Source organism: Candidatus Thiopontia autotrophica, from assembly GCA_014384675.1.
Taxonomy (GTDB): Bacteria; Pseudomonadota; Gammaproteobacteria.
This window is the reverse complement of record JACNFK010000024.1, coordinates 49,547-64,489: the sequence shown is the minus strand read 5'-3', so window position 1 is coordinate 64,489 and position 14,943 is coordinate 49,547. Positions and strand designations below refer to the sequence as shown.

Sequence of the window (14,943 nt, the reverse complement as noted above, 5' to 3'; positions counted from 1 at the left end):
TTATTTTGATATCGCTTTGAGAAGAGTCTCAAGTTCTCTACGGACCTCAGAGATATCTGCCTTGGCACTTACGCCCTGCCCTTTCTTTCCAAGTCTGTGGCGTGCGCCGCTTATTGTGAACCCTTCCTCATAGAGAAGACCACGAATTTTTCGAATCAACTTTATATCATGTTGCTGATAGTAGCGACGATTACCCCTTCTGGTAACCGGCTTAAGCTGGGCAAACTCCTGTTCCCAATAACGCAGCACATGAGGTTTTACCACACAGAGAGTCGAAACCTCTCCAATCGTAAAGTAACGCTTTGACGGTATCGGAGGAAGCTCGCTAACCTTTACCTCTGTTGACTCCGGATCGTGGCTCATTATCTATAGAGAAGAGTTTAGTCAGGAGAGAACTGAACTGCTGTATCCAGCAACACTCTCTTTCAACTTTAGCCCCGCCTTGAATGTCACCACACGCCGCGCAGTTATGGGAATCTCCTCACCCGTTTTGGGGTTGCGTCCAGGACGGGGAGACTTGTCGCGCAGATCGAAATTCCCAAAACCAGACAACTTAACATTCTCTCCATCCTCCAAAGAAGAGCGTATCTCCTCGTAGAACTGCTCAATCATCTCCTTGGATTCACGATTGTTCAGCCCAAGATCATTATTAAGTGCCTCGCAAAGAGATGCTTTTGTTAGAGTCATTGTGTCAGTTCCCTCGGTTAATCTGGTTCTACTAATTGCCGTAACAATATAAAATTTAAAACCTTTCGGCAACAAAAATTATGCAGAATTCGGTTAAGAAACCTCTGATTAAGTCACCTCGTGACCAAATCAGAGCTCCCTCACAAGTTATCCTATGGGGGAGAGGTTATGGTTCAGTATGTTACAACATCCCATTAAGCTTTTTCAGAGGTTTCTTAGTTAATCCCTCAATTTTGCTCCGTGGACAAGTTTCAGCCTCTCCACAACCAGGCCTACAACCTCCTCCACATCCTCATCGGTTAATGTCTTCTCCCTGTGTTGAAGGAAAATTCCTATAGCCAGGCTCTTCTGACCAGCCGCCAGATTATCGCCCTGATACAGATCAAAGAGACGCAGCTCACTCAACAGATCCCTGGACACAGACTCCACCACCGTATCCATCAAGGATTGTGCCGACAGATCCTGATCAACCAGTAGTGCTATATCCCTCCTGATCATCGGGAATTTGGATAGCTGTTCAAAACCAGGAATACTCCCCTCCTGCAAGGAGTCCAGATCAAACTCAAACAGGAAAATACCCTTTGATAATGAAAGCCTGACAGCCACCCCCGGATGAATAGCCCCCATCCACCCAATAGCCCGATCACCAACCATTACTCTGGCACTCTTGCCAGGATGAAGAACAGGGTGCTCAGCAGCAACGAACCTCAATGGATGCTCTGCACTGTCAAGAGGATCGAGCAGCGGAGATAGATCTCCCTTCATGTCAAAAAAGTCAACCGCCTCGCCGCTTGTGCCCCACTGCTCGGGGGATGACTCACCATAAATTAGCCCTGCAATCTTGCGCTTCTGCCGAAGACCGTCCTCAGAAGGGACGAAACTCAACCCCGTCTCAAACAGACGCACCTGGCTCTGTTGACGCTTGGCATTAAACCCAAGGCTCTGCAACAGTCCTGGCCAGAGGGTAGTTCGCATAACAGACAAATCATTTGATATTGGGTTGGCCAGTGCCAATGCCTCAACCTCCGGATCAAGCACCTTCTGCATCTCCGGATCCACAAAACTATAGGTAATAACCTCATGGTAACCATGATCAACCAGGGTCTCCCTGATATTTCGTAGTGCAATTTTTGACTCAGGATTCTTTCTGATCTCTGCACTAAGCTCTGGATGAGTACTAGGCAACCGATCATACCCATAAATTCTACCCACCTCTTCAATCAGATCTGCCTCAATAGACAAATCAAAACGCCACGAAGGAGAGGCCACTTTCCATCCACCCTCCTGAAGCTCAACCGCAAGCCCTAAACCGGTCAAAGTCTCGGTAACCTCATCAGTCGACAAAGTCAGCCCCAAGGTGCGTTGCAATCTATCCTTGCGTAAAATAATTGTCTCAGTCTGAGGAAGAGCAGCACTGTCTACCACCTCCTGAACAGCCCCTGCCACACCTCCGGCAATATCAACTATAAGCTGGGTTGCACGCTCCATGGCACGTTGTTGCAGCTGTGAATCGACCCCCCGCTCAAAACGGTGAGACGAGTCAGTATGCAGCCCATAACTTCTCGCCTTGCCGGCAATGGCAAGCGGCGCAAAGAAGGCGCACTCCAGGAAGATATCGGTGGTCTCATCAGCAACCCCGCTCTGTTCCCCACCCATGATTCCTGCAAGCGCAAGCGGTCCATTATCATCTGCAATCAGCAGGGTATCCTCATTCAGCTTAATCTCTTTGCCATCGAGCAGAGTCATAGTTTCGCCAGATCTGGCACTGCGCACAACCACTCCACCACTCAACCTGGAGAGATCAAATGCATGCATAGGCTGCCCCATCTCCAGCATCACATAATTGGTAATATCAACCAGAGGACCCAGAGAACGCAAACCTCCGCGACGCAGGCGCTCCTGCATCCAGAGCGGTGTCTCTGCTGCCGGATTAACTCCATCAACAACCCGCCCCAGATAACGGGGACACCCATTACTGTCTTCAACAACAACGGGGAAGGTCTTGTCTGAACCGACAGCCGCCAAATCAAACTCAACCGCTTTTACACCACTCTTGTTAATAACCCCCACCTCGCGAGCAACTCCGGAGAGACTCAGACAGTCACCACGATTAGGGGTCAGATCAACCTCTATAACCTGGTCATCCAGCCCCAGAAGATCACGAATATTAATGCCTGGAACAGTATCTGCAGAGAAACGCTCAAGAGCATCACTCTCCTCCAAAAGACCCAAGGTCCCCATGGAGCAGAACATGCCGAATGATTCTACGCCACGCAACTTTGCTCGCTTGATCTTCATGCCATCAGGAAGAACGCACCCAACCTTGGCAACAGCAATCTTCTCGCCCACAGCAATATCAGCTACATTGGTAACTATTGTCAGCAGCTCACTCTCGCCTGCCTCAACCCTGGTGATACGCAGACGGTCTGCATCAGGGTGTGGCTCCACCTCCATAATCTCGCCAATCACAACATTTTCAAAGGCAGGGGCTGCCGGTTCGACTGAATCAACCTCAAGTCCAGCCATCGTCAACTGCTCCAGCAAAGTCTCGGTAGAGACCTCTGGATTAACCCATTCACGCAACCATGATTCACTAAATTTCATAATTTATACAATATGTTGTTATATGTTTTTAATTAAAACTCTTAAGGAATCTCAGATCATTTTCGAAGAATAGACGAAGATCATTAATACCGTAACGAAGCATGGCCAGGCGCTCAACCCCAAGCCCAAAGGCGAGACCACTGTATTTCTCGGTATCTACTCCAGAGTGACGAAACACCTCTGGATGAACCATGCCACAACCCAAAACCTCAAGCCATCCAGTGTGACTACAGACACGACACCCATCTCCTCCACACATCACACACTCTATATCAACCTCGGCAGATGGCTCTGTAAAAGGGAAATATGAGGGACGAAAACGAAGCTGAAGATCATCCTGCTCAAAAAAGCTACGCAGGAAATCGTGGATCAGCCCCTTGAGATCGGCAAAACTGACTGACTCATCAACAATCAACCCCTCCACCTGATGAAACATCGGGGTGTGGGTAAGATCAGAGTCACATCGATAGACGCGCCCAGGGGCAATAATTCTCAGTGGAGGCTCTTCACTCTCCATCACCCTTACCTGAACAGGCGAGGTGTGAGTACGCAGTACACGGCCATCAGGAAAGTAGAAGGTATCATGCATTGCACGTGCCGGATGGTGCTCAGGTATATTGAGCGCCTCAAAGTTGTGATAATCATCCTCAACCTCAGGCCCCTCTGCCACATCAAAACCAACCCGACGAAACAGCTCCTCAATACGCTCAAGGGTACGGGTTACTGGATGGATGGATCCCTTATGGCGATCACGTCCAGGAAGAGTGACATCAATAGTCTCTTTTGATAGCTGCTCATTAAGGGCAGCGCTCTCCAGTTTCGCTCTCTTCTCCTCAATCTTCTGCTGCAATGCCTGCTTGGCTCGATTAACCGCCGCACCTGTCTCCTTGCGCTCTGCCGGCTCCATCCTGCCAAGAGTCTTGAGGATGGCTGTCAGCGCCCCCTTCTTGCCCAGCACTCCAACCCTGACCTGGTCAAGTGCAGCCAGATCAACAGCCTGCTCAATGGCAGACTCTGCATCCGTAACCAGGGTACTCAATTCTGTGGTCATATCTTTATCTCAGAAATAAAAAAGGGGCGGCAATCTTTTCTGCAAAAGACTGTCACCCCTTTTTATGGTGTTCAACACCGTTTTTTAAAGTGCAGCTTTTGCCTGTTCCGCAATTGCCGCAAATGCTGCCTTGTCATGAACAGCCAGGTCAGCCAAAACCTTACGGTCGACCTCGATCCCTGCCTTGCTGAGACCATTGATCATATTACTGTAAGAGATCCCGTTATTACGAGCCTCCGCATTGATACGAACAATCCATAGTGAACGAAACTGACGCTTCTTCTGACGACGGTCACGGTAGGCATACTGCCCAGCCTTGGTAACCGCCTGCTTAGCAACGCGGTAGACCCTACTACGGGCACCATAATAACCGCGCGCTTCCTTTAGAACCTTCTTATGGCGTGCACGTGCCTGAACGCCTCTCTTTACTCTTGGCATAATTCTGCTCCCGGCTTAGCTATAAGGCAGCATACGTTTTACCGCACCTGCATTGCTTTCATGAACACTTAATGGACTACGTAGCTGACGCTTACGCTTGGTCGATTTCTTTGTCAGGATATGACTACGGAAACCCTGTCCACGCTTGAAACCGCCGGACGCGGTACGCTTGAAGCGCTTGGAAGCGCCTCTCTTAGACTTCATCTTTGGCATCTTTTCACCTCTTGCTTAATAGTGAGAGCCAGGCTCTCGTTTCAAATTCTCAGCCGGTGTGCCATTGACCAGACTGAGACCAAATAAACTGTATCTACTTCTTCTTTTTGGAGATTGGGCCGACCACCATAACCATCTGCCGCCCCTCCATCTTGGGAAACTGCTCAACCTTCCCATACTCTTCCAGATCTTTTTCGATCCTCTTGAGCATCTCCATCCCAAGCTCACGGTGAGCCATCTCACGACCACGATAACGGATGGTTATCTTTGTCTTGTTTCCCTGACCTAGAAACTTCATCAGATTTTTCAGTTTAATCTGATAGTCCCCTTCACCAGTACCGGGGCGAAACTTGATCTCCTTGACCTGAACCTTCTTCTGCTTCTTCTTGGCCGCGTTCTTCTTCTTGCTCTCTTCAAACAGGAACTTGCCGTAATCCATCACTCGACAGACTGGCGGCTCCGCTTTTGGTGAGATCTCAACCAGATCCAGTCCGGCCTCATCTGCCATCTCCAGCGCCTCACTTCGTGAAACCACAACCGACTCTGATTGGTCTGCCCCAAATACACGCAACTGGGATGTTGTAATCTCCTCGTTGATTCGATGCTCTCTTACCTTCTCTGGCATCCGGCCTCTAGGGCCTCTTGGCTGAAGTGCGATCTCAAGTTCTCCTGTTCAAAAAATAAAAACCATGGGGCTGTGCACACAAAACTACTGTTTGCGTCTCTCCACATCCTCTCTCAGACGCTCAATAAACGCCTCAATAGATAGTGTACCGAGGTCTTCACCACCTCTGGCACGGACTGCGACAGCACCCTCTTTCATCTCACGATCCCCAATCACCAAGATATAGGGGAGACGTTGCATGGAATGCTCGCGAATTTTAAGTCCTATCTTCTCGTTTCTCAAGTCCGATTCGACCCTAAACCCTGCATTATTCAACTGTTTTGCCACATTTTCCGCAGTTTCGCGCTGATGATCCGTAATATTGACCACAACAGCCTGCAGTGGGGATAACCATACCGGCATCGAGCCTGCGTACTCCTCAATCAAAATTCCAACAAAACGCTCGAGCGAACCGAGGATTGCACGGTGCAACATGACCGGACTCTTCTTCTCACCATGCTCATCAATATAGGTGGCATCCAGTCGGCCAGGCATTGAGAAATCAACCTGAATGGTGCCGCACTGCCAGACCCTACCAATACAATCCTTGAGCGAAAATTCGATCTTTGGGCCGTAGAATGCCCCCTCACCTGGCTGCAGTTCCCAATCCAGCCCCTTGGTATTGAGCGCAGTCTCTAGTGCCTGCTCGGCCTGATCCCACACCTTATCACTACCAACCCTCTTCTCTGGGCGGGTGGAGAGCTTGATCAATACCTCCTTGAAGCCAAAGTCCTCATAGACCTCAAACAGCAGATCCATAAAGGCCGCCACCTCAGACTGAATCTGATCTTCTGTACAGAAGATATGGGCATCATCCTGGGTAAAGTTGCGAACTCGCATCAACCCATGCAGGGTGCCTGATGGCTCATTGCGATGACAGGAGCCAAACTCTGCCATTCGCAACGGCAGGTCACGATAACTGCGTAGCCCCTGATTGTAGATCTGCACATGGCCAGGACAGTTCATCGGCTTGATTGCATAGTCACGATTCTCGGAGTGGGTAGTGAAGATCATGTCACCAAACTTGTCCCAGTGGCCCGACTTCTCCCACAACACCCGATCAATCACCTGCGGGGTATGGACCTCCTGATACCCGTGGTGGCGCAGCTTCTCACGCACATACTCCTCCACCTCACGATAGATCGACCACCCCTTGCTGTGCCAGAAGACCATCCCTGGCGCCTCCTCCTGGCTATGGAATAGATCGAGCTTCTTGCCAATCTTGCGGTGATCACGCTTCTCTGCCTCCTCCAGCCGATGCAGATACTGCTTGAGCTGCTTCTTGTCTGGAAAGGCGGTACCGTAGATGCGCTGCAACATCTCATTGCTGGAGTCACCACGCCAGTAGGCGCCGGCCAGCTTCATCAACTTGAAGCCGCCCTTGAGATGTCCAGTAGAGGGGGCATGGGGACCACGACAGAGGTCGATAAAATCCCCCTGACGGTAGAGCGAGAGGGTCTGATCAGCCGGGATATCCCGAATGATCTCAGCCTTGTAGGCCTCCCCCTGCTCCTCAAAAAAAGCTACCGCCTCATCACGCCCCATCTCGGAACGCTCTATCTTTATATTCTGCTTCGCCAGCTCAGCCATCTTCTTCTCGATGATCTTGAAATCATCCGGGGTAAACTTCTCATCACGAGCAAAATCGTAGTAGAAGCCGTTCTCTACCACTGGACCAATAGTGATCTGGGTCTCTGGAAAAATCTCTTTAACTGCCTGCGCCAGAAGATGTGCTGTGGAGTGACGAATAATCTCCACCCCCTCCTCATCTCTACTGGTAATCAGGGAGAGAGAGACATCCTCTTCAATAAGATAAGAGGTATCGACCAATTGATCCCCAATCTTTCCGGCCAGGGCGGCTTTTGCAAGGCCCGGGCCAATATCAGAGGCAACATCAAAAACAGTAACTGCTTGGTCAAAACTACGTTGGGAGCCGTCGGGCAGGGTAATCAAAGGCATTATCAATCTCCAGTGGCGACCCACACCAAAGGCCGCATGTTAATAATAAAAAATCTTAAAAAATTTGGTAGGCGCGAGTGGATTCGAACCACCGACTTCCACCATGTCAAGGTGACACTCTAACCAACTGAGTTACGCGCCTGTAAAGTCGAATGGGCATTGTACAGTGCAACCATTCATTGTCAATAATCCCGTTGTATCATCAACACACTGCGCCTATAATCCGCACCCTCAATGCCGAGGTGGCGGAATTGGTAGACGCAGCGGATTCAAAATCCGCCGGCAGCAATGTCTTGGGGGTTCAAGTCCCCCCCTCGGTACCAAATTTGTATTAAACCCCGCATGGTGGTAGCTTCTGTCAAATAACAGAACAATAAACTGAGGAGCCTGCCATGAAAAAAACCAACAAACTCACAACCGCACTTCTGCTTGCAGCAGTTGCCAGTTTTACCACCAGCGCAAATGCCTTTGTCGATCCCGAGGACTGGAAGATGGACAAATGGGGCGGATGGGACAAGTGGGATGGCCCGCCTGAGGCTCGCGAATGGAAAAAAGAGTATTGGGGGCAAGATATGAAGCAGTGGGGTCCAAGCGGATGGCAGACCCCCTGGGGATCACAGCCTGGCTGGGGCGGGGGCAGCCCGTGGGGTGGCCGTGGTGGTGGCATGCCTTGGGGAGGCGGTGACCGTGGCGGCTGGGGTGGAATGCCCTGGGGTGGTGGAAACAATGGAGGCTGGGGCGGCATGCCCTGGGGAGGCAACAGAGGATGGGGTCAGCAACAACCTTATGGGTATGGTCCGCAACAGGGCTGGAGTGCTCCTCAGCAACCACCTGCAGCGGATCTGACTGATCGCTACCCAAGAAGGCCGAAGGGTGAGGAGGCTGATAGTTCTGCCGAGACAGCAACAACAGGTGACGCTACAACAGAGTAACTACAACCTGACAGGCTCACAGCCGGTAGAAATAAAAAGGGGCAACCAACAGTGGTTGCCCCTTTTTTATATATGGTGCGAGCGGAGAGACTCGAACTCTCACACCTTGCGGCACCAGAACCTAAATCTGGCGTGTCTACCAATTCCACCACGCTCGCAAAAGTGTGGCGCATTTTATACGCTCAGACCAAAAAATACACTGTTTTTCTCTCTCCTGAATTACATCTTTCTTGAGATAGTAAACGCCCCTCTCAGGTCTCCTGGTTTAAAGCCGGTTGCCTGATCAAGTGGATAGTGGCTACGAATCTTCTCCAGAACCTTCGGTGCAACCATATCGCCATGACATACCATGCATGGCTTACCCGCGGGAATAGCCTTCATGTAACGGAATGTCTTGCCACCACCACTATCAACAACCTCGTAGTAATCCATCTTCTTGAGGTCTTCACCAGCAGACTTGCGAGCCTCAAATTGCTGCAGCACCTTGATCTCCCACGCATCCGCCTCATTAACAGGGTTACGCAGACGCAGACTGGTTCTGCCAATATCGTAACCGAGGCGCCCTGCCTCCGCCACAGTCAATGGCTGGGCACTGAGGTTACAGGCCTCAATAGCCTTGATTGGTCCACCAGCTTTCATCGCTCCGACAAGATTACCCTTCAGAGTCTTGAATAGTGACTTAACGGCAGCACGACTCTCATTTACATACTGATCGGTTCTGTCTGCTGATGCGGCCAACGGCATAGTAAGCATGCCTGCAACCAGTGTTGCTGAAATTGTTCTCTTCATAATTACTCTCCTTAATTATTGTTTCTACAGGCTATAACACTCTATGGTTTTACTACTGGATACCCCTTCTTGATCCAGTCAGTAATACCTCTCTTTACATTATATACATTCTTCCAACCCATCTCCCCTACCAAAGCCTGAGCCAGACGAGCTGTCCTGTTTCCGGTACGGCAGATAATGATGACTCGATCATCTGCCTTGAAGCGTTTCAGGAATTTCTCGTTAAACTCAGGATGGAGACTGCCGCGTTTGGTAAAGGCTGTAATCATTTCTGACTCCTCGACAATACCTGTCTTTTTCCACTCCTCTGGTCGGCGGATATCTACCAGCACAATATCGTCCTCTTTCAACAACGTCTGTAACTCTTCATTGTTGATATCTGTATAGCTCAGGATATCTATCAGCTCCACATCAAACAGCAGGGTAGAACTCGCAGGAATTGGCCCCATTGAACGGCTGCCATACCCCATCTCTGGCGGAATCACCAGCTTGCGCTGCTCTCCGCGCTTCATCCCCTTGACACCATGATCCCACCCTTTGATCACATTTCCAGCACCCAGAGTAAAGCTGAAAGGCTCGTTACGATCATGACTGGAGTCAAATTTGGTGCCGTCAGTCAGGGTTCCTGTATAGTGAACAGAGACAATATCACCAGGCTTGGCGCCTGCTCCGCTACCATCCTTTAGCGTCGTCATCTCAAACCCTGGGGAGACTGCAATCTCTTCTACAGCATTACCACTGTCGGAACACCCAGCCATTGCCAGAACCAAAATTGATGCTGCTACCGTTCTAAACATATCTCTTCTCCATAAAAATTGAATGCGGAGCATTCTATCCTCTGAACCGAGGTTTGGGTAGATGGTATTATTGCAATCATGACTACTATTGGAACCCCGCTCTCATCTACATCAACCCGTGTCCTGCTTTGTGGAAGTGGCGAACTTGGCAAGGAGGTAGCCATAGAGCTGCAACGCCTTGGGGTTGAGGTTATCGCTGTTGACCGCTATCCAAACGCACCGGCAATGCAGGTCGCCCACCGCTCCCATGTTATCTCCATGCTAGATGGCTCAGCTCTACGAGAGGTTGTTGAGCAGGAGAAACCAGATCTTATTGTCCCCGAGATCGAGGCAATAGCAACTGATACCCTGGTTGAGCTTGAACATGAGGGCTTTACCGTAATACCAACTGCCCGGGCCGCACAACTGACCATGAACCGGGAGGGAATTCGTCGTCTAGCCGCCGAAGAGCTAGGAATAGAGACATCCCCATACCGTTTTGCAGAGAGCAGAGAGGAGTATCTGGAGGCAATCAGAGATATCGGAATACCCTGCGTTGTCAAACCAATCATGTCATCATCCGGCAAGGGGCAGAGCACAGTTAGGTGTGAGGATGATATAGAGTCATCCTGGAACTACTCTCAAGAGGGAGGTCGTACTGGTGCTGGGCGAATCATAATTGAGGGATTTGTCGATTTTGATTACGAGATAACCATGCTGACTATTCGTCACAATGATGGCACCTCATATTGCCAACCAATAGGTCACCGCCAGGAAGATGGAGATTATAGAGAGTCATGGCAGCCACAACAAATGACCCCTGATGCCCTGGCAGCTGCCGAAGAGATGGCAAAAAAGGTTACTGATGCACTGGGTGGACGTGGCCTGTTTGGGGTTGAGCTATTCATAAAGGGGGGCCAGGTAATATTCAGTGAGGTCTCTCCCCGCCCCCACGATACCGGTCTGGTTACCCTTATCTCACAAGACCTCTCCGAGTTTGCTCTCCATGCCCGTGCGATCCTTGGGCTTCCCATACCGAACATTCATCAACATGGACCATCTGCATCAAGCGTCCTGCTTGTAGAGGGTGAATCAGACGAGATCTGCTACCAGTGCATTGAATCTTCCATGGCTGAATCTGACACTCAACTCAGACTGTTTGGCAAGCCTGAGGTAAGTGGGCGACGCAGAATGGGGGTTGTGCTATCACGTGACAAATCCACAGACCAGGCACGGGAAAAGGCCAACCGTGCAGCCTCTTCCATTGTTATAAAAACCCAGTAATAACAACCAGACACATAAAAAAAGCCGTTACACGTAACGGCTTTTTTGGGTCAATATATTTCCTAAACACTACTCATCCAGATAACAACGTCCCTCATAGGTAGTGTTCTTTCTTGGACGACTACCCAGCTCCTTGTGGCGAATCTCTCCGCGCACAATCCCTGTACCTGCCTCAATCATGCTTTTCTCCAGAGTGACCAATTCACCATCCAGTTTGCCTCTGAGACGGTAGATCGAGGCCTGCGGGTTGATTACCCACTCCTCATAAATGACATAATCCTCATCATGTTCACTGACACGCTTGTCACGGAAATGGTTGTCAGGTACCGAGACCTTGACATCAGCATTATGAGTCACCTCGCCTGAATAGCTATCAATCTCGTCCAGATCACAACTCAACTGGGTATCAGCATAGGCACCAAAGCTGCCTGCCAACAAAATTGCTCCAATCACTTTTTTCATTATTGTTCTCTCCGTCGGTGGTTTTTAAAGCTGTAGCGACCAACTATAACTGAACGGTTGAATCCTGCAACATAAACACTCCGTAACAGAATGGTGTAATGCTGTGTTCAGGCTATATTAAACAACCAAATTGATCTAGGTCAAAGTGAGTTGGTGCTCTAATGTATTACTCTCACGGGTACTAAGTTCAACTTAGTTTTGAAATCATGCGCCCAGATTTCTCTCCCAGGAGATCGAGGCGATAAAAAAACAATCAGGAGTCAACAACTTATGTTTAAAAAGACACTCACAATGGCAATGGCCATCGGAATGTCGCTCGGAACCGGAAGTGCAGCGTGGTCATCCGCGCTGGACGATGTGATGGAGGCCCGTGGCCTTACACAAAAGGATCTATTGGCGGCAGCAAAAACCTACACCCCTTCTGGAGGTCGTGATGAGTATCTCGCCTTCAGTTCTGGTGGTCAAAGTGGTCAGTTAATTGTCTACGGAATTCCCTCAATGCGTATTCTCAAATACGTTGCGGTATTCACCCCAGAGCCGTGGCAGGGTTACGGCTTTGATGATGAGTCCAAGGCAGTCCTGGCTCAAGGAAGAATCAACGGTAAGGATATCAACTTTGGTGATACCCACCATCCAGCGATCTCCGAAACCAACGCTGAGTATGATGGACAGTATCTATTCATTAATGACAAGAACAACCCTCGTCTGGCGGTAGTTGATCTACATGATTTCGAAACCAAACAGATTGTAGTCAACCCACACTTTAATAATGAGCATGGTGGTGCATTTGTAACTCCAAATACTGACTATGTAATTGAGGCAGCCCAGTACCCTGCACCATTTGAGGATGAGTATGTACCTCTGGAGCAGTTCAATGACCGCTATCGTGGCGGTGTTACCTACTGGAAATTCAACCGTGAGATAGGTCGCCTTGATCCATCTCAATCATTTACAGTTGAGATGCCTCCATACAGTCAGGACCTCTCCGACTTCGGCAAGTTTGGTAGTGATGGCTGGTCCTTCACCAACTCATTCTGTTCCGAGCGCTACGTAGGCGGTATCGAGAAGGGGCGTCCTCCTTATGAGGCAGGCTGTTCGCAGAAGGATACTGACTTCCTCCATGCAGTTAACTGGAAGAAGGCAGTAGAGCTCTACAAGGCCGGCAAGGGTAAATCAGTGAATGGCATGGATGTGCTCTCCATGGAGACCATGGTTGAGAACAATGCTCTATTCCTGGTTCCTGAACCAAAGAGTCCTCATGGTGTTGACGTCTCTCCTGACGGCAAGTTCATGATCGTATCCGGCAAGCTGGATAGCCACGCATATGTATACAGCTTCGCGAAGATGATGGCTGCACACAGTGCCGGTAAATATGAGGCTCGTGATGACTATGGTATCCCCATTGTCTCTCTGGAAGATGCTTTGGAAAGACAGGTACAGGTTGGTCTTGGGCCACTGCATACGCAGTATGACTCCAAAGACTGTACTGTCTACACCTCTATCTACGTAGACTCTCAGGTCACCAAGTGGAACTACTGTACTGGTGAGATTCTGGACAAGCTCTCCATTCACTACAATATTGGCCATCTGATGACTATGGAGGGTGACTCTGCATCTCCAGACGGCAAGTATCTGGTAGCACTGGACAAGCTGGCGATTGACCGATTCAATCCTGTCGGCCCACTCCATCCACAGAACCACCAGCTGATCGATATCAGTGGCGACAAGATGGAGCTGCTCTATGATATGCCTATACCACTGGGCGAACCGCACTACGCGGTTGCGATTAAGGCAGACAAGCTTAAGCCAGCTATCCGCTACAAGTCTGGTTGGGATAGCCGCTCCGACAAGCGCTCTCCTTACAAGACCCGTGCTGGTCGTGAGAAGACATCTCGCACCTGTGATGGTGACAACTGTACTGTTGAGGTATTTGGTACTGTGATCCGTTCACATATCACTCCAGAGACCATTGAGGCCGAGGTTGGTGACAAGGTAATTATTCACCTTACCAACCTGGAGCGTGCTGAGGATGAGACCCACGGTTTCGCAATCAACGGCACCAATGTAAACCTCTCACTGGAACCAGGAAAGACTGTATCTGCAACATTCATGGCAGACACAGAGGGCGTATTCCCCTACTACTGTACTGAGTTCTGTTCAGCACTCCACCTTGAGATGGAAGGCTATCTGCTGGTCAAACCCAAAGGCTACAAGGCTGTAGAGGGTGAGATTGTTGATGGTACAACCTATAACAAGGCAGACTATGACAAGCAGTACCAGACCAATCTGGATACGCAAGCCATTATCGACAGTGTTGTAGGTTATATCACCAGCACCAACTTCAAGGACTTCGCACCAGTAACTGCACTGGTTGAGGATGCCGTTGATCAGTTGGGCTTTGCTGCAGCATGGCAGAAAAAGGCAGAGGAATCTGCAGCTGCCAACGACTTCCAGAATGCAACTCTGCAGGCTGGTCAGTGGTGGCAGTACCAGGTGAAGGCTGCGGACATTGGTCTGCGCGCCAAAACCTACCTGGAACAACACGGTGCGGTTGTGCAAGCTAAATAATGCGCAACTAACACACTGTTAGTCCTTAAGGGGAGAGCATTTATTGCTCTCCCCTTTTTTAATAAAAATTCCTTGAAAAACTGTTCTGAAATAGTTTGGAAATAAAGTTTGAATAGGATCTAATGCAGTTTGACAATAATTGAACAGAGGAATAGATAATGAATATTAGTAAAACTCTCCTGGTAGCAACATCAATAGCCATGTTATCTACAATGGCTACAACAGCATCGGCAGATGGTGCAGCACTCTATGAGAGCAAGACATGCTGGGCATGTCATGGAAAGGATGCACAGACCCCTGTACTTCCTACATACCCAAAACTGGCTGGCCAGAGCAAAGAGTATGCTCTTAATCAGATGAAGGATATCAAGTCCGGAGTTCGTAATAACGGCGGTGCTGCCGCCATGCAAGGTGTAATGGGGCTGGTTAATGAGACAGAGATGGCAGAGATTGCCGAGTGGCTATCAACCCTGAAGTAAAAAGAGAGCATTGACACAGATCAAAGCAAAAAATGGC

General features: G+C 49.6%; 15 protein-coding genes and 3 tRNA genes. 5 read left to right on the top strand and 13 right to left on the bottom strand.

The window, feature by feature from the left end:
- From H8D24_03955 to H8D24_03915, 9 genes are all read right to left on the bottom strand, one after another.
- A complete protein-coding gene (locus H8D24_03955) occupies positions 1-363 on the bottom strand; it encodes a MerR family transcriptional regulator (protein ID MBC8519545.1) in 363 nt (120 codons plus the stop codon).
- A 21-nt stretch (positions 364-384) separates the two neighbouring features.
- Positions 385-687, bottom strand: a complete 303-nt coding sequence (locus H8D24_03950; GenBank protein MBC8519544.1) for an integration host factor subunit alpha — start codon at positions 685-687, stop codon at positions 385-387.
- 219 nt (positions 688-906) lie between these two features.
- Positions 907-3,291, bottom strand: coding sequence for a phenylalanine--tRNA ligase subunit beta (gene pheT, locus H8D24_03945; GenBank protein MBC8519543.1), 2,385 nt, complete (start codon positions 3,289-3,291; stop codon positions 907-909).
- Between the two features lie 28 nt (positions 3,292-3,319).
- On the bottom strand, positions 3,320-4,342 hold the full coding sequence (gene pheS, locus H8D24_03940) for a phenylalanine--tRNA ligase subunit alpha (GenBank protein MBC8519542.1): 1,023 nt from the start codon (positions 4,340-4,342) through the stop codon (positions 3,320-3,322).
- A gap of 84 nt (positions 4,343-4,426) precedes the next feature.
- A complete protein-coding gene (gene rplT, locus H8D24_03935) occupies positions 4,427-4,780 on the bottom strand; it encodes a 50S ribosomal protein L20 (protein ID MBC8519541.1) in 354 nt (117 codons plus the stop codon).
- Positions 4,781-4,795: 15 nt separating this feature from the next.
- Positions 4,796-4,993: a 50S ribosomal protein L35 gene (gene rpmI / locus H8D24_03930; GenBank protein ID MBC8519540.1), complete on the bottom strand. Its 198-nt coding sequence runs from the start codon at positions 4,991-4,993 to the stop codon at positions 4,796-4,798.
- A 94-nt stretch (positions 4,994-5,087) separates the two neighbouring features.
- Entirely contained in the window at positions 5,088-5,618 is a 531-nt protein-coding gene (gene infC, locus H8D24_03925) for a translation initiation factor IF-3 (GenBank protein MBC8519539.1), read from the bottom strand.
- Positions 5,619-5,702: 84 nt separating this feature from the next.
- Positions 5,703-7,616, bottom strand: coding sequence for a threonine--tRNA ligase (gene thrS / locus H8D24_03920; protein MBC8519538.1), 1,914 nt, complete (start codon positions 7,614-7,616; stop codon positions 5,703-5,705).
- A 65-nt stretch (positions 7,617-7,681) separates the two neighbouring features.
- Positions 7,682-7,758 (bottom strand) — tRNA-Val (locus H8D24_03915).
- A gap of 94 nt (positions 7,759-7,852) precedes the next feature.
- On the opposite strand from H8D24_03915, the gene H8D24_03910 reads away from it, so the two are divergent.
- Both H8D24_03910 and H8D24_03905 read left to right on the top strand, forming a co-directional pair.
- Positions 7,853-7,939, top strand: a tRNA-Leu gene (locus H8D24_03910).
- A 69-nt stretch (positions 7,940-8,008) separates the two neighbouring features.
- The gene (locus tag H8D24_03905) at positions 8,009-8,548 is read left to right on the top strand and encodes a hypothetical protein (GenBank protein MBC8519537.1); all 540 of its coding nucleotides are present in this window, start codon (positions 8,009-8,011) and stop codon (positions 8,546-8,548) included.
- A gap of 73 nt (positions 8,549-8,621) precedes the next feature.
- Here H8D24_03905 and H8D24_03900 read toward each other — a convergent pair.
- The 3 genes from H8D24_03900 to H8D24_03890 form a co-directional block, all read right to left on the bottom strand.
- A tRNA-Leu gene (locus H8D24_03900) sits at positions 8,622-8,706 on the bottom strand.
- Positions 8,707-8,767: 61 nt separating this feature from the next.
- Complete coding sequence (locus H8D24_03895; protein ID MBC8519536.1) at positions 8,768-9,337, bottom strand: DUF3365 domain-containing protein; 570 nt, start codon at positions 9,335-9,337, stop codon at positions 8,768-8,770.
- A 41-nt stretch (positions 9,338-9,378) separates the two neighbouring features.
- Positions 9,379-10,167, bottom strand: a complete 789-nt coding sequence (locus tag H8D24_03890; protein ID MBC8519535.1) for an FKBP-type peptidyl-prolyl cis-trans isomerase — start codon at positions 10,165-10,167, stop codon at positions 9,379-9,381.
- Between the two features lie 45 nt (positions 10,168-10,212).
- Between H8D24_03890 and purT the strand changes: the two genes are divergently transcribed.
- On the top strand, positions 10,213-11,397 hold the full coding sequence (gene purT, locus H8D24_03885; GenBank protein ID MBC8519534.1) for a formate-dependent phosphoribosylglycinamide formyltransferase: 1,185 nt from the start codon (positions 10,213-10,215) through the stop codon (positions 11,395-11,397).
- A 69-nt stretch (positions 11,398-11,466) separates the two neighbouring features.
- Here the strand turns inward: purT and H8D24_03880 are convergent, their stop codons facing one another.
- Positions 11,467-11,859 carry a hypothetical protein gene (locus H8D24_03880; protein ID MBC8519533.1) on the bottom strand — a complete coding sequence of 131 codons (393 nt, stop codon included), beginning with the start codon at positions 11,857-11,859 and terminating at the stop codon, positions 11,467-11,469.
- A 270-nt stretch (positions 11,860-12,129) separates the two neighbouring features.
- On the opposite strand from H8D24_03880, the gene nosZ reads away from it, so the two are divergent.
- Together nosZ and H8D24_03870 are read left to right on the top strand one after the other, a co-directional pair.
- Positions 12,130-14,427 carry a Sec-dependent nitrous-oxide reductase gene (gene nosZ / locus H8D24_03875; protein ID MBC8519532.1) on the top strand — a complete coding sequence of 766 codons (2,298 nt, stop codon included), beginning with the start codon at positions 12,130-12,132 and terminating at the stop codon, positions 14,425-14,427.
- Between the two features lie 158 nt (positions 14,428-14,585).
- Positions 14,586-14,906: a c-type cytochrome gene (locus H8D24_03870; protein ID MBC8519531.1), complete on the top strand. Its 321-nt coding sequence runs from the start codon at positions 14,586-14,588 to the stop codon at positions 14,904-14,906.
- Positions 14,907-14,943 lie beyond the last annotated feature (37 nt).

Excerpts from the sequence above, each read along its gene's own strand:
- H8D24_03955 (MBC8519545.1), bottom strand. The coding sequence starts at position 363 with ATGAGCCACGATCCGGAGTCAACAGAGGTAAAGGTTAGCGAGCTTCCT.
- H8D24_03950 (MBC8519544.1), bottom strand. The coding sequence starts at position 687 with ATGACTCTAACAAAAGCATCTCTTTGCGAGGCACTTAATAATGATCTT.
- pheT (MBC8519543.1), bottom strand. The coding sequence starts at position 3,291 with ATGAAATTTAGTGAATCATGGTTGCGTGAATGGGTTAATCCAGAGGTC.
- pheS (MBC8519542.1), bottom strand. The coding sequence starts at position 4,342 with ATGACCACAGAATTGAGTACCCTGGTTACGGATGCAGAGTCTGCCATT.
- rplT (MBC8519541.1), bottom strand. The coding sequence starts at position 4,780 with ATGCCAAGAGTAAAGAGAGGCGTTCAGGCACGTGCACGCCATAAGAAG.
- rpmI (MBC8519540.1), bottom strand. The coding sequence starts at position 4,993 with ATGCCAAAGATGAAGTCTAAGAGAGGCGCTTCCAAGCGCTTCAAGCGT.
- infC (MBC8519539.1), bottom strand. The coding sequence starts at position 5,618 with ATGCCAGAGAAGGTAAGAGAGCATCGAATCAACGAGGAGATTACAACA.
- thrS (MBC8519538.1), bottom strand. The coding sequence starts at position 7,616 with ATGCCTTTGATTACCCTGCCCGACGGCTCCCAACGTAGTTTTGACCAA.
- H8D24_03905 (MBC8519537.1), top strand. The coding sequence starts at position 8,009 with ATGAAAAAAACCAACAAACTCACAACCGCACTTCTGCTTGCAGCAGTT.
- H8D24_03895 (MBC8519536.1), bottom strand. The coding sequence starts at position 9,337 with ATGAAGAGAACAATTTCAGCAACACTGGTTGCAGGCATGCTTACTATG.
- H8D24_03890 (MBC8519535.1), bottom strand. The coding sequence starts at position 10,167 with ATGCTCCGCATTCAATTTTTATGGAGAAGAGATATGTTTAGAACGGTA.
- purT (MBC8519534.1), top strand. The coding sequence starts at position 10,213 with ATGACTACTATTGGAACCCCGCTCTCATCTACATCAACCCGTGTCCTG.
- H8D24_03880 (MBC8519533.1), bottom strand. The coding sequence starts at position 11,859 with ATGAAAAAAGTGATTGGAGCAATTTTGTTGGCAGGCAGCTTTGGTGCC.
- nosZ (MBC8519532.1), top strand. The coding sequence starts at position 12,130 with ATGTTTAAAAAGACACTCACAATGGCAATGGCCATCGGAATGTCGCTC.
- H8D24_03870 (MBC8519531.1), top strand. The coding sequence starts at position 14,586 with ATGAATATTAGTAAAACTCTCCTGGTAGCAACATCAATAGCCATGTTA.